The sequence below is a fragment of the Streptomyces catenulae genome (genome assembly GCF_000718015.1).
GTDB classification, from domain to species: Bacteria; Actinomycetota; Actinomycetes; order Streptomycetales; family Streptomycetaceae; genus Streptomyces; species Streptomyces catenulae.
This window is the reverse complement of sequence record NZ_JODY01000060.1, coordinates 1-18,671: the sequence shown is the minus strand read 5'-3', so window position 1 is coordinate 18,671 and position 18,671 is coordinate 1. Positions and strand designations below refer to the sequence as shown.

The following is an 18,671-nucleotide window of genomic DNA, read 5'->3' as shown; positions in this document are numbered from 1 at the left end:
ACACAAGGAGTATCGTCGGCAGCGTCAGATGTGTATAAGAGACAGTCCCCACACCGCTCCCCATACCGCTCCCGCAGCGCCGTCTTCAGGACCTTGGACAGGGGGCCGCCCCGGGGCAGCGCATCGGCGATCTCCAGCTGTTCCGGGAGCTTCTGCGTCATCAGGCCCGCCGCCCGCAGATGCGCGGTCAGCGCGGCCAGGGTGGGCGGTGCGGCGGCGGGGGCGAGGGTGACGACGGCGCACACCCGCTCGCCGCGGGAGCGGTCCGGCAGCCCGATCACCGCCGCCTCGGCGACCCCCGGATACGTCCGTACCAACTCCTCGACCTCCTGCGCCGAGATGTTCTCGCCCTTGCGGATGATGATGTCCTTGAGGCGCCCGGTGAGCACGAGGTGCCCGTCGGGGCGCAGATGGCCGAGGTCGCCGGTGCGGAAGTACCCGTCCGCGTCGAACGCCGCGGCGGTCAGCGCCGGATCGGTGTACCGCCGGAAGAGCATCGGCCCCTTGACCCGCACCTCGCCGCTCTCCCCGGTCGCGGCTGCGGCGCCGTCCGGCCGGACGATCCGCACCGTCGCGCCCGCGACGGGCCGCCCCACCGTCCGCGCCAGCTGCTCGTCCCGGTCGTACGGTGTGCCCATCGTGATCATGGGGCACTCCGTCATCCCGTAGCCGTGCACCAGCGCGCACCCCAGCTCCGCGACGGTCTCCGCGTACAGCTCCGCAGGCAGCGGCGCCCCGCCGCCGGAGAGCAGCCGCAGCGAGGGCAGGAGCGGACCGGCGTCCGGCCGCTCCTGCCGCCGGTGCCGGGACGCATCGAGAAACGCCTGGTAGAACGCGGTGCTGCCGCCCGCCATGGTCACGCCGTACCGCCGGTAGACGGCCGCCGCCGCATCCGGCCGGAAGGCGTCCAGCACCACGGCGGGGAAGCCTCCGGCCAGCATCGCGACGAGGTAGTCAGGACCGGCGATATGGGCGTACGGGAACGCGATCGATCCGATGTCGTCCGCCGTCATCCCGAGCGCCGTGGCCAGCCCGAACCCTCCGGCGATCAGCGTCGCGTCGGTGTGCTCGACGCCCTTGGGCGCGGCGGTCGTCCCGGACGTGTAGTAGATCCAGGCGGTGGGCGCCGCGGTCCCCGGCAGCGGCGGCGCCGGGGGCGGGGGCAGCACCCCGGGGTCCCCGGTCGGCAGCCCGAACTCCCGCCCGGGACCGCCGCTCGGCGCCCCGACCCCGCGCCCCGGCCCGCCGGAACTCTCCTCCTCGGCGGCCGTCAGCACCCGGACCCCCGCCCCGGCCACCGCCCGCGCCCGCGCCGTGAAGTCGGTGCCGCGCCACACCCCGGGGACGAGGACGAACGCGGCGGCCGATTCGGCGAGGATGAAGCCGACCTCCCGCTCCCGCAGCAGATGGAGCACCGGTATCTGCACCGCCCCGAGCCGGGCCAGCGCGAGCGAGACGAGCACCGTGCCGATCCGCGTCGGCAGCTGCCAGGCCACCCGCGTACCGGCCCGCACACCTTGCTCCCACAGCCCGGCGGCCACCCGCAGGGCCGCCTCCCGCGCCTGCGCGAAGGTGATCCGCCGTCCCTCGGCGTCGAAGAACATGGGTGCGCCGGGGGAGGCTCCCGCGCGGTACTCGACCAGTTCCCAGAGCGTCTGCACACGACCGGACTCGAACACGGCGCCTCCTGGCCACGGGGACGGTGCGGGGCGCCAAGCGTAGAACTGATGGACCGTCAGGTCTATATTCAGGCCGACCCGGAGGGGGTACACGCTCGCCGGGAACGGCCGCGGCCGGCGCCCGCGGATCCCTTACGGGCGCGGGGCCGGCCGCCGGATGGACGCCGTAAGGGCGTGGCCCTACGGGGCCAGGGGGATGTTGCTGTCGGCCGCGGTGAAGGTGCCGGGCGCGACCGGGATGTTGCTGTCGGCCGGGGCCACCGGGATGTTGCTGTCCTTCGGAGCCACCGGGATGTTGCTGTCCGCCGGGGCGAACGGGATGTTGCTGTCAAAGGTCGCGGGCGGCGCCGGGATGTTGCTGTCGGCCAGAGCGGGGGAGGCTGCGATGCCGAGCGCGGTGGCGCCGAAGGCGGCCGTGACCAGGGTGCGCGTGATGCGGTTCATGCCAGCTCCAAGATAGAGGGATCCGTACGGGAACGTTCCCTTGTGTGAACCGTGCCTGACCAGACGACCGTAGCCCCTTGTCAGCCAGATGTTCGACAAAATCCTAGGAAGTTGCCTAAAAAACATGCGAGTTGACGGCCCCTTGGAGGAGCGGGAGGCTCCGCCTCCACTCCTGTCCAGCCGCCATCCAGGCCGTTGCACCCGCACCGATGCGCCCGCGGATCGGCCGGAACGGACCTGCTCCGCCTCGCATTTCGGCATGGCCGGAAGCAGTCGGGCGCTATGGCTACGAGGGCGTGGTCCGGCGGACCTGCGGCCGTGCGCCGGGACGCTCTCCCGAGCCCGGTAACCGAGCCTGGTACCCGATTCCGGTACCCGATCCCCGCTGCGGTTCCGCGCGGGCCCCGTACGGGTGCGGCCGGTTTCGATGGCTCCCCTGATTACGTCATCGAAACCGGCCGCCACGATCCCCCGATCGTGCCCGGCGCACGGTGGCGCCGGGCGCCCGGAACGGTCGGCCCCTCCCCAGGTGCCGCCCGCCCGGACGTCTTGCCCCCCTCGGGCCTCACGGCCCATGGGCCCCGGAAGGCCCCGGAACTGACGGGCCTCGGCCCGGGGGGCGATCCGTACGGAGTGATCCGTACGGGCCGTCCCCCACGGGCGAGCCCTACGGGATTCGAGCCGACAGGCCCGGATCCCGCCCCCCTTGCCACCGCACCGCCGGTCCGCAGCGGTGCAGTTCCCCGTCAGCGGCAGCCGGGCCATCCCCCGGCCTGGCCGCCACCGACGTACCGGGCCCTCCCCCGAGCCCGGCCCCCCCCATGGTCCGTTCCGTCGGCGCCCCGATCCCCCCCGGGGCCCGTGGACCGGACCTTCCCCCCTGATGCCGTACGGCGGCGCGTTCACCCGGCTCTCCCCCGTCGGGAGTACGCCGTGCCGCCGTACCTCGGCATCTGCGGGCCGTGGTTCCCTCAGGGCGTGCCGTGAGGGAACCGGCCCTCGGCGGGTGCGCCGTGGGCGTCGCGTCCGGTGGACGGTACGACGCGACACCTACGGCGCCTCACCGTGGCTCAGTGCTTCGGCTCGGCGATCGGACGGTGGCTGTCCTTCGTCTCGATGCCGCCATCGGTCGCAGCCGGGCGGTCGGTAGCCGTCGCGGCGTCGATGACCGGACGGTGGCTGTCCCGGGTCTGGACGGTCTCGGCCGTGTCCCTCGCCTGGACGGGGCGGTGGCTGTCCATGGGCAGGATCGGTCGGTGGCTGTCCAGCGGACGGATGGGTCGGTGGCTGTCCATCGGGCGCACGGTGTCGTTGCCGTCTCCGTGCTGCGGATGCTGCGTGGTCATGGTGGCTCAACTCCTGTGTGTGGGCGCTGATGAACCCACTCGGCCGGCAACTCCCCCGTGGGTTGCCGGACGAGCAGACCAGGGCCGGACACCGTAGTGGTGGGGCCATGGGCGCCGAGCCGCTTGCCCCCCGAGGCGGCGGACCGGCATCCATGAGAGTGCCGGGTGGCGATGAACGATCGATAAACGCCCGAGGCGAAGCCCCTGACCTGCGGTTACGCGACGATCGCGGAGGGGATCAACGGCTGCCCGGCGGCGTTCCCGGGCACCGGGTGAGGCACCGGGCCGTCGGTGGGCAGACCCAGCTGCTCGTGGATGGAGACGACCTCCTGCCAGCAGACCTTCGCCCGGCCGGTGTGCCCGATCTGGTCGAGGGCGTGCCCCAGAGTACGCAGCACCTCCGCCCGCCAGCGTCGGCCGCCGATCCCGCGCAGCGCGGCCAGCGCCTGCTCGGCGTGGTCGGCGGCGCTGGTCGGGCGGTGCGCGGCGAGATCGACCTCGGCGAGCCGCAGATACGCCATCGCCTCCCAGAACCGCTGGCGGCTGTCCCGGAAGATGACCAGCGCGGCGAACAGCTGTTCCGAGGCCTCGTCCAGTTGCCCGGCCAGGGTGAGTGCCATGCCCAGGGCGTACATGCCGTTGCCGAGGCGGCGGGTGGCCCCGGCCTCCCGATAGCAGCTGATGCCCTGTCGGGCGAGGCGGATGGCGCTGTCGATGCGCCCGGTGTCCAGGTGGACACGGGAGAGGTTGCACAGCGCGCTGGCCTCGGACTGCTTGCTCTTGTTCTCCTGGAAGGCGAAGAGCGCCTGGTTGAGGTACGCCTCCGCCTCCTCGTGCTGGTGGCGGATGCTGGCAATGATGCCGCGGTCGTTGGGGCCGTTGGACGAGGAGAACGGGTCGCCCGCCGCCAGCCCGAGCAGCGTGGCCAGCTTGGCGTGTTCATCGGCTTCGGTGAGCCGTCCGAACTGGGTGCAGATCGGCGTGAGCGACCAGTGGACCCGCCCGGCGGCGCGCTGGTCGTCGGCCTCCAGCGCGGCGGCCAGCAGGACGTGGTTGGCCTGCTCGTACTGCCGGTTGTTGGCGCCGGATTCGGCCGTGTCGCGGGTGAGCAGCAGCAGGTCGACGGCGCGCCGCAGTCCGGTGGGGCCGGTGTGCTGGAGGGCGCAGGGGATGATGCAGTGGGTCTCGCTGAACAGCCAGGTCAGCGCCTCGGCGCGGTCGGCGAAGTCGAGGCCCGGGTAGTGCGGCGTCTCCACCTGGGTGACGAGGGCGTCGCCGGGCCGCTCCAGCGCGTACATCCGGATGGCGGTCGCCAGGTAGAAGTCCAGCAGCCGGGAGAGGGCCGCGTCCCGCTCCTCCGGCGGCTGCTCGTCCCGTTCGGCGCAGGAACGCGCGTAGAGCCGCACCAGGTCGTGGAAGCGGTACCGCCCCGGGGCGGCGGACTCCAGCAGGGAGGTGTCGACGAGGGATTCGAGCAGGTCCTCGGTGGTGTCGAGGTCCATGCCGAGCAGTGCGGCGGCCGCGGCGAGCGAGAGGTCGGGGCCGTCGGCGAGGCCCATCAGCCGGAAGGCGCGGGCCTGTTGCGGCTCCAGCTGGCCGTAGCCCAGCTCGAAGGTGGCCTTGACCGCGAGGTCCCCGGCGCGCAGCTCGTCCAGGCGGCGGCGCTCGTCGCCGAGCTTGCGGGCGAGGAAGGCGACGGTCCAGGTGCGGCGGGCCGCCAGCCGGGAGGCGGCGATACGGATGGCGAGCGGCAGGAAGCCGCAGGCGCCGACGACGTCCATGGACGCCTCGCGCTCGGCGTTGACCCGCTCCTCGCCGACGATCCGGGTGAAGAGGGTGAACGCCTCCTCCGGGCTCATCACGTCCAGGTCGATGAGTTGCGCCCCGGCGAGGTCGATCATGCGGGTGCGGCTGGTGATCAGCGCGGCGCAGCCCTCGGTGCCGGGCAGCAGCGGGCGGACCTGGGCGGCGTCGCGGGCGTTGTCGAGCAGCGCGAGGATGCGGCGCCCGGCGAGGGTGGAGCGGTAGAGCGCGGCGCGTTCGTCGAGTCCGTCCGGGATGGACGTCTCCGGGGTGCCCAGGGCGCGCAGGAAGGCGCCGAGGACGGCCTCCGGCTCGACGGGGGTGCTCCCGGCGCCCTGGAGGTCGACGTAGAGCTGGCCGTCCGGGAAGCGGTGGTGGGCGGCGTGGGCGACGTGCACGGCGAGGGTGGTCTTGCCGACGCCGCCGATACCGGCGACCGCGGAGACCGCCATGATGTGGCCCTCGGCGGTGGCGAGCTGTTCGCTCAGCTCCGAGACGAAGGCGGTGCGGCCGGTGAAGTCCGGGACGGTGGCCGGGAGTTGCTGCGGGCGCAGCAGGATCGGCTCGCCCGTGCCGGGCTCGGTGCCGGGTGCGGCGGTCGCGTCCAGGTCCGGGTCGGCGCGCAGGATGCGCTGCTGGAGTTCGGAGAGGGAGGCGCGCGGGTCGACGCCCAGTTCCTCGGAGAGGAGGCGGCGGGTGTCGGCGTAGACGGCGAGGGCCTCGGCCTGCCGACCGCTGCGGTACAGCGCGAGCATCAGCAGCTCCCGCAGGCGCTCGCGGAGCGGGTGCGCGGCGGTGAGCGAGGTCAGCTCGGAGACGGCTTCGGCGTGGTGGCCCAGCTCCAGCTCCAGCTCCAGGCGGGACTCCAGGAGCGAGCGGCGCCATTCGTCGAGGCGGGTGCGCTGGTTCTCGGCATACGGGCCGCCCAGTCCGGCGAGCGGTTCGCCGTCCCACAGGGCCAGCGCGTCGTCGAGGAGTTGCCGGGCGCGGCAGCGGTCACCGGCGGCCTTGGCCTTCTCCGCCTCGGCGGCGTACTGCTCGGCGTGGTCGTGGTCGAGGTCGAGCGGCGCTCCGTCGGCCGTGCGGATCGCATAGCCGCCCGACTCGCTGACCAGCAGATCGGCGTCGTCCCCCAGGGTCTTGCGGATGCGGGAGGCGTAGGTGCGCAGGGCGGCGAGTGCGGCGTGCGGCGGTTCCTCGCCCCAGAGGGCGTCGACGAGTTCGGCGGCGGTGGCGGTGTGTCCGCCGCGCAGCAGCAGCGCGGCGAGCAGTGCCCGTTGCTGCGGTGACCCGGCCGCCAGCTTGTGCTCACCGCGCCACGCCCGCACGGGACCGAGCACGGTGAAGCGCAGTCGCTCCCGCCTCTGTCCCGGACCGTCGACCATGGTGACCCCCTGCCCCTGCCGTCTCTGTGCTGTGATGGTGCCGTTCCGCCGTGTGCGCAACGGTCAGTCTGCCTTGTCCCGGTGGCCCGCGTCAGTAGGGGGCCGGACCGTCCACAAACCCTCCTCGGCCGACGGGAGCCGCGCCGGAGCGGGCTCCGTCGGTGCGGAGCGCCGCGCTCCGCCGGACGCGCCCCTCGCGCGAGGGCGCGCACTGCGAACCGCCGTGCGCCGCGCCCCTCCACCTTCTCTCCGCTTCCGCCCCGCCTCGCCCGATCTATGCATGCCCATGCCACTTCTTCACCGGTTGTTCGCACGTCGTACGCCGTGCCTCCGGGGCACGGAATTCCTCACCCTTACGGGATCGGATCGCGCGACTGCACAACGTAACCCGCCGGACGCCGTGTGCGCACCCGCCTGTGGTCGCGGTTCCACCCCTCCACAGTTACTGACGATCCGTCAGATCGGCGTTACCGTACCCCTCATGGAGACCCACGAGACCCTTCCCCAGATCATCTCGGTGGACGACCACACGGTGGAGCCGCCCGGGGTGTGGCAGGACCGACTCCCCGCGAAGTACCGCGACACCGGACCGCGGATCGTGCGCGCCCCCGTCGAGCGGATGACCTTCGTGGGCGGGAAGTTCGCCCCGAAGATGGGCACCCCCGGCGGCGACGGCCCACAGGCCGACTGGTGGGTCTACGAGGACCTGCACCGCCCGCTGACCCGCCTCGACACCGCCGTCGGCTACGCCCGCGACGAGATACGCCTCGAAGGCATCACCTACGAGCAGATGCGCCCCGGGTCGTTCAGCGTCCCCGAGCGGCTCGCCGACATGGACGTCAACCACGTCCAGTCCGCCCTCTGCTTCCCCACCTTCCCGCGCTTTTGCGGCCAGACGTTCACCGAGGCCAAGGACCGCGAACTGGGGCTGCTGGGGGTGCGCGCCTACAACGACTGGATGGTGGAGGAATGGTGCGGTCCGCAGTCACACGGACGGCTGATCCCGCTCACCCTCATCCCGCTCTGGGACCCCGAACTCGCCGCCGCCGAGGTCCGCCGCAACGCCGCCCGCGGCGTCCGCGCCGTCTGCTTCAGCGAGATCCCCCCGCACCTCGGACTGCCCGGCATCCACACCGACCACTGGGACCCGTTCCTGCGCGCCTGCGACGAGACCGGCACGGTCGTCGCCATGCACATCGGCTCCTCCTCGAAGATGCCGTCCACCTCCGCCGACGCCCCGCCCGCCGTCGGCTCCACCATCACCTTCGCCAACTGCTGCTTCTCGATGGTCGACTGGCTGATGAGCGGCAAGTTCGACCGCTTCCCGAACCTCCGGATCATGTACGCCGAGGGCCAGATCGGCTGGATCCCGTACATCCTGGAGCGCGCCGACATCGTCTGGCAGGAGAACCGCGCCTGGGGCGGCGTCGCGGAGAAGGTCCTCCGCCCGCCCTCCGAACTCTTCGCCGGCCACGTCCACGGCTGCTTCTTCGACGACGCCTTCGGCCTGAAGAACCTCGACGCGATCGGCGTCGGCAACGTCCTCTACGAGACCGACTACCCGCACTCCGACTCCACCTGGCCCCGCTCCCGCCAGGTCGCCGAGGAACAGATGGGCCACCTACCGGCGGACGTGGTGGAACGCCTGGTCCGGCGCAACGCGATCGAACTCCTGGGACTGACGGCGGAGGGGTTGTGGGGGGAGTCGGCGGGGCGGGGGTGAGTGGGGGCCTGCGGGGCGTCGGTCTCAGCTCGGTGTGAACTCGTACCGAAGCTCGTAGAGGTGGCCTGCCTTGATCATGACGGTCGCCTCCACGGGGCGCCCGTCGGCGCTGTGGACGGTGCGGAGCGTCCGGAGCACGGGCAGATGTCCCGGGAGCTTGAGCGCTTCGTACTGCTCTTGGGTGGGGATGCGCGCGGAGACACGGTCGACGCTGAGGGCGGGCGGATGGCCCAACTCGGCCAGGAGCGTCGGGGATCCGCCCATGATGCGGCGGCGCCCGGCCAGTGCGGTCCCCTTCGCGAGGTCCGGCGGGTAGAAGCACAGGACGAGTTCGGCCGGTTCGCCGTCGATCAGGAGTATCTGGCGACGCAGCAGGGCCGTGCCGCCGTCGGGCAGTCCCAGCGCCTCCGCGACATCGCCGGGCGGTACGGCTTCCGCGACTTCCAGGAGTTCGCTGCGTGCCGGTGTCTCGCCCCGGTGTGCCTCGGTGAGCCAGCGGTAGGGCTCGCCGGGGCCGGCCGGATTCAGGGAGGCGGCGGGCCGGACCGTCCGCTGCCGGTGTTCGCGGACGGTCACCGCCGCGCCCGCCCGACCGACGACGAGACGCTCGCCCTTGAGGAGCCCGAGCGCCTTCTGGATCGTGGCGTTCGAGGCGTCGAAACGTGCCTTGAGCTGCGTGGTCGACGGCAGCTTCGCGCCCGGTGCGAGGTTGCCGCTCATGATGTCGTCGCGAAGGTCGGCGGCGATCCGCTCGTGCAGGGCACGCCGGTCGTGGCCCTCCCCTTCGGCTGTCGGCCCGGTCATCCGATCGTCCTCTCGTAGCGGAGTCGCTGGCGCCCGGCGGGCATCACCATGCTGTCGACCTGGAACGGCCGGTCCCGGTCGTCGAAGGTCACCCGGGTCATGTGGAGTACGGGTGTGTCCGGCCCGATGTCCAGCGCGGCACGCTCCTCGGAGGTGGGCATGCGGGCGGTGACGTCCTCGCGGACACGGGCTCCGGCGTGGCCCAGTTCGGCAAGGAGGGCGACCGCGCCGCCGGGGATCTTGGCGGTGCCCGCGAGGCGGGTGCCGCGGGCGAGCGAGGCGGGGTAGTACGAGTCGGTCACCTCGCAGGGGATGTCGTCGAGGTACATCATCCGGCGCCGCACGACCACCTCCGCGCCCGCTGCGAGCCCCAGCGGCTCCGCGATCTCCGGCGGGGCGGCGATCTCCCCGGCATGGACGATGCGCTGCCGCCCGCGGCGCCCCGCGGCGGCGGTCTCGGCGGTCCACGGATCGGGACGGCCCTTCTCCCCGGGGGCGAGGTACGGCATCGAGGTGCTGACCCACTCGCTGCTCTCCATGGCGTCCTCCTGGTCGTCGGCGGTCTCCGGGCTCCGCGTACACGGTGCCTCTCCCGTCGCACCGGCCGCCACTTTCCGTGCCGCAAGGGGCTTGTCTCGCGGGTGGCGGATGGGGTGGAAGAGATGCAGCTCGGGATGGCGGCGGAGTTGCTCGATCATGCGGATGCGCTGCTCGGTGACCGTCGGGTCACCGGGGTCGAGCTTCGGTTCCTCGCGAGCCAACTGGCCGAGGCGCTGCGCTGTGTCAGCCGTATCGCCGAAGGTCGAGGGCGGGAAGGCGCGGATCCTGGCGAGGGGGCGGATGGCGGGGGCGTCGATCGGGCGGGTGGTTGAGGCTCCGGCTGTTCCGGTCGGCCTCTTGCCCGGTGGGCGTGGAGCGCCCACCATTGCCGCACCGTTGTGATGTGACGACCCATCAGATTTGAGGTGCGGGATGGTGCGGGTGCTGCCCGAGGGGCGGTTGGCGTATGGGATGCAGTTGCCGGTGCAGGCGCAGAGTGGGGTGTTCGCGGAGGGGTGGGAGGCGGGGGCGGGGCCGGGGGAGTTGGTGGCGGTGGCGCGGGCGGCGGATGCGTACGGGTTCGCGTATGTCGCCTGCTGTGAGCATGTGGCGATCCCGCGGCGGCTGGCCGGGGCGATGGGGACGGTCTGGTACGACCCGGTGGCCACGCTCGCGCATCTGGCGGCGGTCACCGAGCGGGTCCGGCTGCTCAGCCATGTCGCGGTGGTGGGGCTGCGGCATCCGCTGCTGTCGGCGAAGCAGTTCGCCACGCTCGACCGGCTCTCGGGCGGGCGGCTGATCATCGGGGTGGGTGCCGGGCACGTCCAGGAGGAGTTCGAGGCGCTCGGGGTGGACTTCGCGCGGCGCGGGGCGGTGCTGGACGAGACGGTGGACGCGCTGAAGGCGGCGCTGGGACCGGAGGAGTTCGTCGCGTTCGCGGGGGAGCGGTTCGCCTTCTCGGACCTGGGGCAGGCGCCGCGCCCGGTGCAGACGCCGCGGCCACCGGTGTGGGTGGGCGGCTCGTCGCCCGCGGCGGTACGGCGGGCCGCGGAACGGGGCGACGGGTGGCTCCCGCAGGGCGATCGACGTCCCCAACTCCGGGAGAAAATCGGGGTGTTGAAGGGGCTGCGGGAGGCCGCCGGGGTGGTGGAGCCCGCGGAGATCGGGGCGATCGCCGAGCCGCTGTACGTCGGCGCGCCCGGGTGGGACGTCGGGCGCCGGACGCTGAGCGGGGCGCCCGAGCGGATCGCCGCGTCGCTGCGGGAGTACCGGGAGATGGGCGTCGACCAGATCCAGGTGCGGTTCCGCTGCCGGGGGCCGGAGGAGCTGACGGACCAGATGGCGGCGTTCGGGACGGAGGTCGCGCCGCTGTTGGGGGAGTGAGGGGCGGGCCGTTCCGCGCGGCGGCCGGGTGCCGTCCGGGCGGGCGCGCCGTGTGCGGGGCCACGCACGGATCCATCGACGCATCCACATGAGGGGCTGGGCATGGGCAAGTTGGACGGGCGGGTCGTCGTCATCACCGGGGCGGCGCGCGGGCAGGGCGAGCAGGAGGCGCGGCTGTTCGCGTCCGAGGGGGCGCGGGTGGTGATCGGGGACGTGCTGGACGAGTCCGGGGCGGCGCTCGCCGAGGAGCTGGGCGCGGACACCGCGCGGTATGTGCACCTGGACGTCAGGCGGGAGGACGACTGGGTGGCTGCCGTGGCGGCGGCCAAGGACGCCTTCGGGAAGATCGACGGGCTGGTCGCCAACGCCGGGATCCTGCGGTTCAACGCGCTGACCGCCACACCGCTGGCGGAGTTCCTGGAGGTGGTGCAGGTCAACCAGGTCGGCTGCTTCCTCGGGATCCGTACCGTCGCGCCCGAGATCGCCGCGGCGGGCGGCGGCACCATCGTCAACACCGCCTCGTACACGGGGGTGACCGGTATGGCCTACGTCGGCGCCTACGCGGCGAGCAAGCATGCCGTGCTGGGGCTGACCCGGGTCGCCGCGCTGGAGCTGGCGGACCGGAAGATCCGGGTGAACGCGGTGTGCCCGGGGGCGGTGGACACGGCGATGACCAATCCGGCGGCGCTCGACCCGGACGCCGACCCGGAGGCGTCGGCGCGGGCGGTGGAGGCGCTCTACCGGAAGCTGGTGCCGCTGGGCCGGATCGGGCGGCCCGAGGAGGTGGCCCGGCTGGCGCTCTTCCTGACCTGCGACGACTCGTCGTACATCACCGGGCAGCCGTTCGTCGTGGACGGCGGCTGGCTGGCGGGTGTCGGCCTCGGATGAGCCGGTCGCGGGGTGGCTCCCGGCGCCGTATCTGACGCTCCATCAGCTATTGACCCCTGGCGGTGCCGGTGGAACAGTCTGCGCAGGCCCGTTTATCTGACGATGCGTCAGAAATGCTGAGCCACCCGCACGCCCCGTCACCCAGCGGCGTCCTCGCGAAGCGGCGTCGGAAGAGACGTAAGGACGGTGAACCCCCGTGGAATTCGGGATCTTCGTACAGGGCTACGTCCCCGCCGCGCGCGCCGCGGTCGACCCCGAGGCCGAGCACCACGCGCTGATCGAGGAGACGGAGTACGTCATCCAGGCGGACCGCTCCGGCTTCAAGTACGCCTGGGCCTCCGAACACCACTTCCTGGAGGAGTACTCCCACCTCTCCGCCAACGACGTCTTCCTCGGCTACCTCGCCCACGCCACCGAACGCATCCACCTAGGCTCGGGGATCTTCAACCCCCTCGCCCCGGTGAACCACCCCGTCAAGGTCGCCGAGAAGGTCGCCATGCTCGACCACCTCTCCGGCGGACGCTTCGAATTCGGCTCCGGACGCGGCGCGGGCAGCCACGAGATCCTCGGCTTCCTACCGGGCGTCACCGACATGAACCACACCAAGGAGCTGTGGGAGGAGACCATCGCGGAATTCCCCAAGATGTGGCTCCAGGACGAGTACCAGGGATTCCAGGGCAAACACTGGCAACTCCCGCCCCGCAAGATCCTCCCCAAGCCGTACGGACCCTCCCACCCCGCCATGTGGTACGCCGCCGGATCCCCCTCCTCGTACGCGATGGCCGCCCGCAAGGGACTCGGCGTCCTCGGGTTCAGCGTGCAGAAGGTCGCCGACATGGAGTGGGTCGTCGACTCGTACAAGAGCGCCGTCAAGGACGCCGAGCCGGTCGGGGACTTCGTCAACGACAACGTCATGGTGACCTCCACCGCCATCTGCGCCGAGACCCATGAGAAGGCCGTACAGATCGCGGTGGGCGGCGGGCTCAACTACCTCCAGTCGCTGCTCTTCCGCTACCACGACACCTTCCCGCGCCCCGACGGCATCCCCGCCTGGCCCGAACTGCTCCCCGACTACACCGAGGAACTGATCGAGCTGCTGATCGCCGAGGAGCTGATGATCTGCGGCGACCCGGACGAGGTCCTCGCCCAGTGCCGCCGCTGGGAGGCGGCAGGCGCCGACCAGCTCTCCTTCGGCCTGCCCATCGGCATCAGCCGGGAGGACACCCTCACCTCCATCCAGCTCATCGGCGAACACGTCATCCCGCGGATCGACACCGACCCGGTACACCGGACGACACGCTTCCGCCAGGCGGGCGGCGCCTGACGGAACGGCCGCGGGCCCCCGGCACCCGGCCCGGTACTCGGCCCGGCACCCGGGCCCGGCACCCGGCCCCGCGGCCCACCGCCGCCCGGCGCGACCACCGCACCCGCGCGCCCCCTCGTACGACCCGTACGACGGCGTACGACGACGTACGACGACCCGTAAGACGAGAAGGGAACCGCCATGCTCGACCACCTCATCCAGGGCGCCACCGTCGTGGACGGCACCGGCGCCCCCCGCCACCTCGCCGACGTCGGCATCAAGGACGGCCGCATCGCCACCGTCGCCCCACCGGGCACCGTCACCGAACCCGCCCGCACCACCGAGGACGCCACCGGACTCGTCCTCACCCCCGGATTCGTCGACCCGCACACCCACTACGACGCCCAACTCTTCTGGGACCCCTACGCCACCCCGTCCCTCAACCACGGCGTCACCACCGTCGCCGGGGGCAACTGCGGCTTCACCCTCGCCCCGCTCCACCCCGACCGGCCCGGCGACGCCGACTACACCCGCCGCATGATGAGCAAGGTCGAAGGCATGTCCCTGGTCGCCCTCGAAGAAGGCGCCCCCTGGGACTGGCACGGCTTCGGCGACTACCTCGACGCCCTCGAAGGCCGCACCGCCGTCAACGCCGGATTCATGGTCGGCCACTGCGCCCTGCGCCGCCACGTCATGGGCCCCGACGCCATCGGCGGCCACCCCACCCCCGGCCAACTCGACGCCATGGTCACCCTCCTCCACGACGCCATGGACGCCGGAGCCTGGGGCCTGTCCACCACCCAGTCCGCCACCCACTCCGACGGCGACGGCGCCCCCGTCGCCTCCCGCCACGCCGACCGCGACGAACTCCTCGCCCTCTGCCGCGCCGTCGGAGAACACGAAGGAACCCAGATAGAAGCCATCGTCTCCGGCTGCCTCGACCGCTTCGACGACGACGAGATCGACCTCCTCGTCGCCATGACCACCACCGCCGGACGCCCCCTCAACTGGAACGTCCTCACCATCGACGCCGCCGTCCCCGACCGCGTCCCCCGCCAACTCCTCCCCAGCGCCCGCGCCCGCGCCGCCGGTGGCCGCATCGTCGCCCTCACCATGCCGATCCTCACCCCCATGAACATGTCCCTCGGCACGTTCTGCGCCCTCAACCTCATCCCCGGCTGGGGCGACGTCCTCGGCCTGCCCCGCCCCGAACGCATCGCCGAACTCCGCGACCCCGACGTCCGCGCCACCCTGCTCCGCCACGCCCACAGCGAGGAAGCCGGTGTCTTCCGCCGCCTCGCCGACTTCGACCGCTACGTCATCGGCGACACCTACTCCGCCGCCAACGAAGGACTCGGCGGCCGCGTCGTCCGCGACATCGCCGCCGAACGCGGCCAGGACCCCTTCCACTGCCTCGTCGAGATCTGCGCCCACGACGACCTGCGCACCGTCCTGTGGCCGATGCCCACCGACAACGACCCCGCCAGCTGGGCACTGCGCCGCGAGACCTGGCGCCACGAGGACGTCCTCCTCGGCGGCTCCGACGCCGGCGCCCACCTCGACCGGATGTGCGGCGCCCCCTACACCACCCGCTTCCTCGGCGACTGCCTGCGCGGCCGGAAACTCGTCGGCCTGGAGGAAGCCGTCCGGATGCTCACCGACGACCCCGCCCGCCTCTTCGGCCTGCGCGGACGCGGCCGCATCGCCGAGGGCCACCACGCCGACCTCGTCCTCCTCGACCCCGACACCGTCGACGCCGGACCCGCCACCCTCGTCCACGACCTGCCCGGCGACAGCCCTCGCCTCGACTCCCAGGCCCAGGGCATCGTCAGCGTCCGCGTCAACGGCGTCGAAACCCTCCGCGACGACACCGTCACCGGCGCCGTACCCGGCACCGTCCTGCGCTCCGGCCGCCACACCGCCACCGTGAGCACCCGGTGAGCGCCACCGGACGGGCCGAGCAGCGGCTCTTCATCGGCGGCCGGTGGACCGAGCCCGACGGCGGCCACCACGACGTCCTCGACCCGGCCACCCAGGAGATCGTCGGCCGGGCCCCCGAGGCGAGCACCGCACAGGTCCGCGCCGCCACCGAGGCCGCCCGCGAAGCCTTCGGCCCCTGGTCACGCACCACCCCCGAACTCCGCGCCCGCGTCCTCGACCACACCGCCCGGCTGCTGCGCGAACGCCTCGTCCCGTACGCGGACCTCGCCCAACGGGAGAGCGGCGCCACCACCGCCACCGCCCGCGGGATGCAGGTCGGCGTGGCCGCGGCCCGCTTCGCGCGGTACGCCCGCGGCGCGCTGGAACCCGTCGAGACCCCGCTGCCGCCGCAGGTCAACCCGGCCGGACCGATGGGACGCGCCGCGGTCGTCGGCGCCTACGCGGCCCGCCGCCCGGTCGGCGTCGTCGCCTGCATCACCTCGTACAACAACCCCTGGGCCAACCCCGCCGGGAAGATCGCCCCGGCGCTGGCCATGGGCAACACCGTCGTCGTCAAACCCGCCCCGCAGGACCCGCTCTCCGTCTACCGGCTGGCCGAGACGCTCCAGGAGGCGCTGGACGAGGCGGGGGCGCCGCCCGGTGTCGTCAACGTCGTCTCCGGCACCTCGGCGGAGGTGGGCGCGGCGGCGGTGGCGGCGCCGGAGACCGACATGGTCAGCTTCACCGGCTCCACCGCCGTCGGCCGCACCATCGCCGAGGAGTGCGGCCGCGGCATGAAACGCCAGCTCATGGAGTTGGGCGGCAAGGGCGCCGCGCTGGTCTTCGACGACCTCGACGACGCCGGGCTGGACGCCGCCGTCGCCGGGATCGGCACCACCTTCTCCTTCTACAGCGGCCAGATCTGCACCGCCCCCACCCGCGTCCTCGTCCAACGCTCCCTCCACGACCGGCTGGTGGACCGCCTCGCCCGCCACGCGGCCCGGTTGCCCGTCGGCGACCCGCGGGCCCGCGGAACCGTCGTCGGCCCGGTCATCTCCGCCGCCCACCGCGACCGCGTCGAGTCCTATCTCGCCCTGGGCCGCACGGAGGGCGCCCGTCCGGTCACCGGCGGGGAGCGCCCGGACGGCCCGGACGCGGCGCGCGGTTTCTACGTCGCGCCCGCGCTCTTCGCCGACTGCGCGCCCGGGATGCGGATCGTGCGGGAGGAGATCTTCGGCCCGGTCGTGGTGGTGCTGCCCTTCGACGACGAGGAGGAGGCGGTGGCGCTCGCCAACGACAGCGACTACGGGCTGCTGGACTACGTCTGGTCCGGCGACGTGGCGCGGGCGTTCCGGGTGGCGGCGCGGCTGCGCGCCGGTGGCGTCGGCGTCAACACCGTGGGCCGCAACATGGAGGCGCCGTTCGGCGGCTTCAAACAGAGCGGCGTGGGCCGCGACGTCGGCTCGTACGCGCTGCACGCCTACAGCGAGCTGCAGTCGGTGGTGTGGACGGGGTGAGGCACCCCGGGCGGGCCGGTCGGCGGGCTCTCCCGGGGGCGGCCGACCGGCTTTCCCGGGTGGGCCGGTGGCGGTGGTGCGGAGGCGGCCACCGGGTGGCCGGGAGGCGTCCGGAAGTCGGACGGGAAATTTTTGAAAGGGGTAAATCGGGCAGTGCTGCGGTTACCGCACGGCGGGCCGGATGACCTCCGAAGCGTGGACTTGAAGGTTCAAGCGGGATTCCTCATTCCATTACATGAGCGAAATGCGGGACGCGGTTACGTAATGAAGGCGCCACCCTGTCACCGATAAGCGGATTTCAGCCATCCGGATACGGAAACAGCAGCGCTTAACGTCCTGTTCATGGTTCAGGTAGACCCCCGGCCCCAGACCGGAGACACGGTAACGAGCGTCCCTACCACCGGCGGAGAAGCCCGCACGGACACCCGCGGCAAGGGATTGAGCGGCAACTCCGTCGGCCTGCTCGGCAGCGCGGTCATCGGCGTCTCCACCGTCGCCCCCGTCTACTGCCTCACCTCCACCCTCGGCCCCACCGCCGGAGAGGTCGGCCTGCAGATGCCGGCCATCTTTCTGGCAGGGTTCCTGCCGATGCTGCTGGTCGCCTTCGCCTACCGCGAGCTGAACAAGGCGGTCCCCGACTGCGGCACCTCCTTCACCTGGACCGTCAAGGCGTTCGGCCCCCGCATCGGCTGGATGTGCGGCTGGGGCCTGGTGATCGCGACGATCATCGTGCTCTCCAACCTCGCCGGCGTCGCCACCTCGTTCTTCTACCTGCTGCTCGGCGAACTCACCGGCAGCCAGACCCTCGCCGACCTCGACGGCAACAAAGCCGCCCACATCCTCACCTGCCTCGCCTTCATCGCCGTCGCCACCGCCATCAGCTACCGCGGCATGACCGCCACCAAAGGCGTGCAGTACGCCCTCGTCGGCCTCCAACTCGCCGTGCTCGCCGTCTTCGTCGTCATGGCCGTCGTCAAGGCACGCTCCGGCGTATTCGCCGGATCCCTCCACTTCTCCTGGACCTGGCTCGACCCCTTCGCCGTCCAGTCCTTCTCCGCCTTCACGGCCGGACTCTCCCTCTCGATCTTCATGTTCTGGGGCTGGGACGCCTGCCTGACCGTCAACGAGGAAACCGCCGGCAGCGCCAAGACCCCCGGCCGCGCCGCCCTCCTCGCGATGCTCGTCCTCATCGGCTCGTACCTGCTGACCGCCATCGCCGCGCAGATGTACTCCGGCGTCGGCGACAAGGGCCCCGGACTCGGCAACCCGCACACCGCCGACAACGTCTTCGCCGCCCTCGCCGACCCCGTCATGGGCACCGCCCTCGGCGTGCTGCTCTTCGTCGCCGTCCTCGCCTCGGCCGCCGCCAGCCTCCAGACCACGTTCATCCCCGTGGCCCGCACCGTCCTCGCGATGAGCGCGTACGAGGCGCTGCCGCCGTCCTTCGCCCGCATCCACCCGCGCTTCCGGTCACCGGGCCGCGCCACCGTCGCCGCGGGCATCGCCACCGGCCTCTTCTACGCCGTGATGAGCCTGCTCAGCGAGAACGTCCTCATCGACACCATCTACGCCCTCGGCCTCATGATCTGCTTCTACTACGCGATCACGGCCTTCGCCTGCGCCTGGTACTTCCGCCGCGACCTGCGCACCTCCGCCCGCGACCTGTTCTTCAAGGGCGTCTTCCCGACCCTCGGCGGAATCCTGCTGACCGCCGTCTTCACCAAGACCCTGGTCGACATGTGGAACCCGGCCTACGGCTCCGGCAGCTCGGTGTTCGGCGTGGGCTCCGTGTTCGTCATCGGGGTGGGCCTGCTGGTACTCGGCTTCGTGCTGATGCTCGTCATGCAGCGGCGCAGCCCGGCGTTCTTCCGGGGGGACGTGCTCACTCGGGGGACGCCGGCGTTGGTGGTGGAGGAGTAGGGGGGCGGGGGCCCCT

14 protein-coding genes are annotated in these 18,671 nt (G+C 72.4%); 8 read left to right on the top strand and 6 right to left on the bottom strand.

Annotated elements, in window-relative coordinates:
- From IF23_RS0130340 to afsR, 4 genes are all read right to left on the bottom strand, one after another.
- The coding region (locus tag IF23_RS0130340) for a class I adenylate-forming enzyme family protein (protein WP_078654368.1) at positions 1-1,679 on the bottom strand (1,679 nt) is incomplete at its 3' end.
- 180 nt (positions 1,680-1,859) lie between these two features.
- Positions 1,860-2,123, bottom strand: coding sequence for a hypothetical protein (locus IF23_RS0130335; RefSeq protein WP_051740005.1), 264 nt, complete (start codon positions 2,121-2,123; stop codon positions 1,860-1,862).
- 1,070 nt (positions 2,124-3,193) lie between these two features.
- Positions 3,194-3,469 carry a hypothetical protein gene (locus tag IF23_RS0130330; RefSeq protein ID WP_030289425.1) on the bottom strand — a complete coding sequence of 92 codons (276 nt, stop codon included), beginning with the start codon at positions 3,467-3,469 and terminating at the stop codon, positions 3,194-3,196.
- 215 nt (positions 3,470-3,684) lie between these two features.
- Positions 3,685-6,657: an SARP-family global regulator AfsR gene (afsR, locus tag IF23_RS0130325; RefSeq protein WP_051740004.1), complete on the bottom strand. Its 2,973-nt coding sequence runs from the start codon at positions 6,655-6,657 to the stop codon at positions 3,685-3,687.
- A gap of 481 nt (positions 6,658-7,138) precedes the next feature.
- Here afsR and IF23_RS0130320 point away from each other — a divergent pair, with 481 nt between their 5' ends.
- The gene (locus tag IF23_RS0130320) at positions 7,139-8,380 is read left to right on the top strand and encodes an amidohydrolase family protein (RefSeq protein WP_030289419.1); all 1,242 of its coding nucleotides are present in this window, start codon (positions 7,139-7,141) and stop codon (positions 8,378-8,380) included.
- Between the two features lie 24 nt (positions 8,381-8,404).
- On the opposite strand, the gene IF23_RS0130315 is transcribed toward IF23_RS0130320, so the two are convergent.
- Both IF23_RS0130315 and IF23_RS0130310 read right to left on the bottom strand, forming a co-directional pair.
- On the bottom strand, positions 8,405-9,184 hold the full coding sequence (locus IF23_RS0130315; RefSeq protein WP_030289417.1) for a GntR family transcriptional regulator: 780 nt from the start codon (positions 9,182-9,184) through the stop codon (positions 8,405-8,407).
- On the bottom strand, positions 9,181-9,723 hold the full coding sequence (locus tag IF23_RS0130310; RefSeq protein ID WP_030289415.1) for a GntR family transcriptional regulator: 543 nt from the start codon (positions 9,721-9,723) through the stop codon (positions 9,181-9,183). The genes IF23_RS0130315 and IF23_RS0130310 overlap by 4 nt, the downstream gene beginning before the upstream one ends.
- Positions 9,724-9,837: 114 nt before the next feature.
- On the opposite strand from IF23_RS0130310, the gene IF23_RS0130305 reads away from it, so the two are divergent.
- From IF23_RS0130305 to IF23_RS0130275, 7 genes are all read left to right on the top strand, one after another.
- Positions 9,838-10,056 carry a hypothetical protein gene (locus tag IF23_RS0130305; protein ID WP_051740003.1) on the top strand — a complete coding sequence of 73 codons (219 nt, stop codon included), beginning with the start codon at positions 9,838-9,840 and terminating at the stop codon, positions 10,054-10,056.
- A 100-nt stretch (positions 10,057-10,156) separates the two neighbouring features.
- Entirely contained in the window at positions 10,157-11,107 is a 951-nt protein-coding gene (locus IF23_RS0130300; RefSeq protein ID WP_030289414.1) for a TIGR03619 family F420-dependent LLM class oxidoreductase, read from the top strand.
- A 102-nt stretch (positions 11,108-11,209) separates the two neighbouring features.
- A complete protein-coding gene (locus IF23_RS0130295) occupies positions 11,210-11,995 on the top strand; it encodes an SDR family NAD(P)-dependent oxidoreductase (RefSeq protein ID WP_030289413.1) in 786 nt (261 codons plus the stop codon).
- A 196-nt stretch (positions 11,996-12,191) separates the two neighbouring features.
- On the top strand, positions 12,192-13,319 hold the full coding sequence (locus IF23_RS0130290) for an LLM class flavin-dependent oxidoreductase (RefSeq protein WP_030289412.1): 1,128 nt from the start codon (positions 12,192-12,194) through the stop codon (positions 13,317-13,319).
- Positions 13,320-13,499: 180 nt separating this feature from the next.
- The gene (locus tag IF23_RS0130285) at positions 13,500-15,239 is read left to right on the top strand and encodes an N-acyl-D-amino-acid deacylase family protein (protein ID WP_030289411.1); all 1,740 of its coding nucleotides are present in this window, start codon (positions 13,500-13,502) and stop codon (positions 15,237-15,239) included.
- On the top strand, positions 15,236-16,735 hold the full coding sequence (locus tag IF23_RS0130280; RefSeq protein ID WP_030289410.1) for an aldehyde dehydrogenase family protein: 1,500 nt from the start codon (positions 15,236-15,238) through the stop codon (positions 16,733-16,735). Before IF23_RS0130285 ends, IF23_RS0130280 begins: the two co-directional genes overlap by 4 nt.
- Before the next feature lie 342 nt (positions 16,736-17,077).
- Positions 17,078-18,655 carry an APC family permease gene (locus IF23_RS0130275; RefSeq protein WP_030289409.1) on the top strand — a complete coding sequence of 526 codons (1,578 nt, stop codon included), beginning with the start codon at positions 17,078-17,080 and terminating at the stop codon, positions 18,653-18,655.
- The last annotated feature ends 16 nt before the right edge of the window (positions 18,656-18,671 follow it).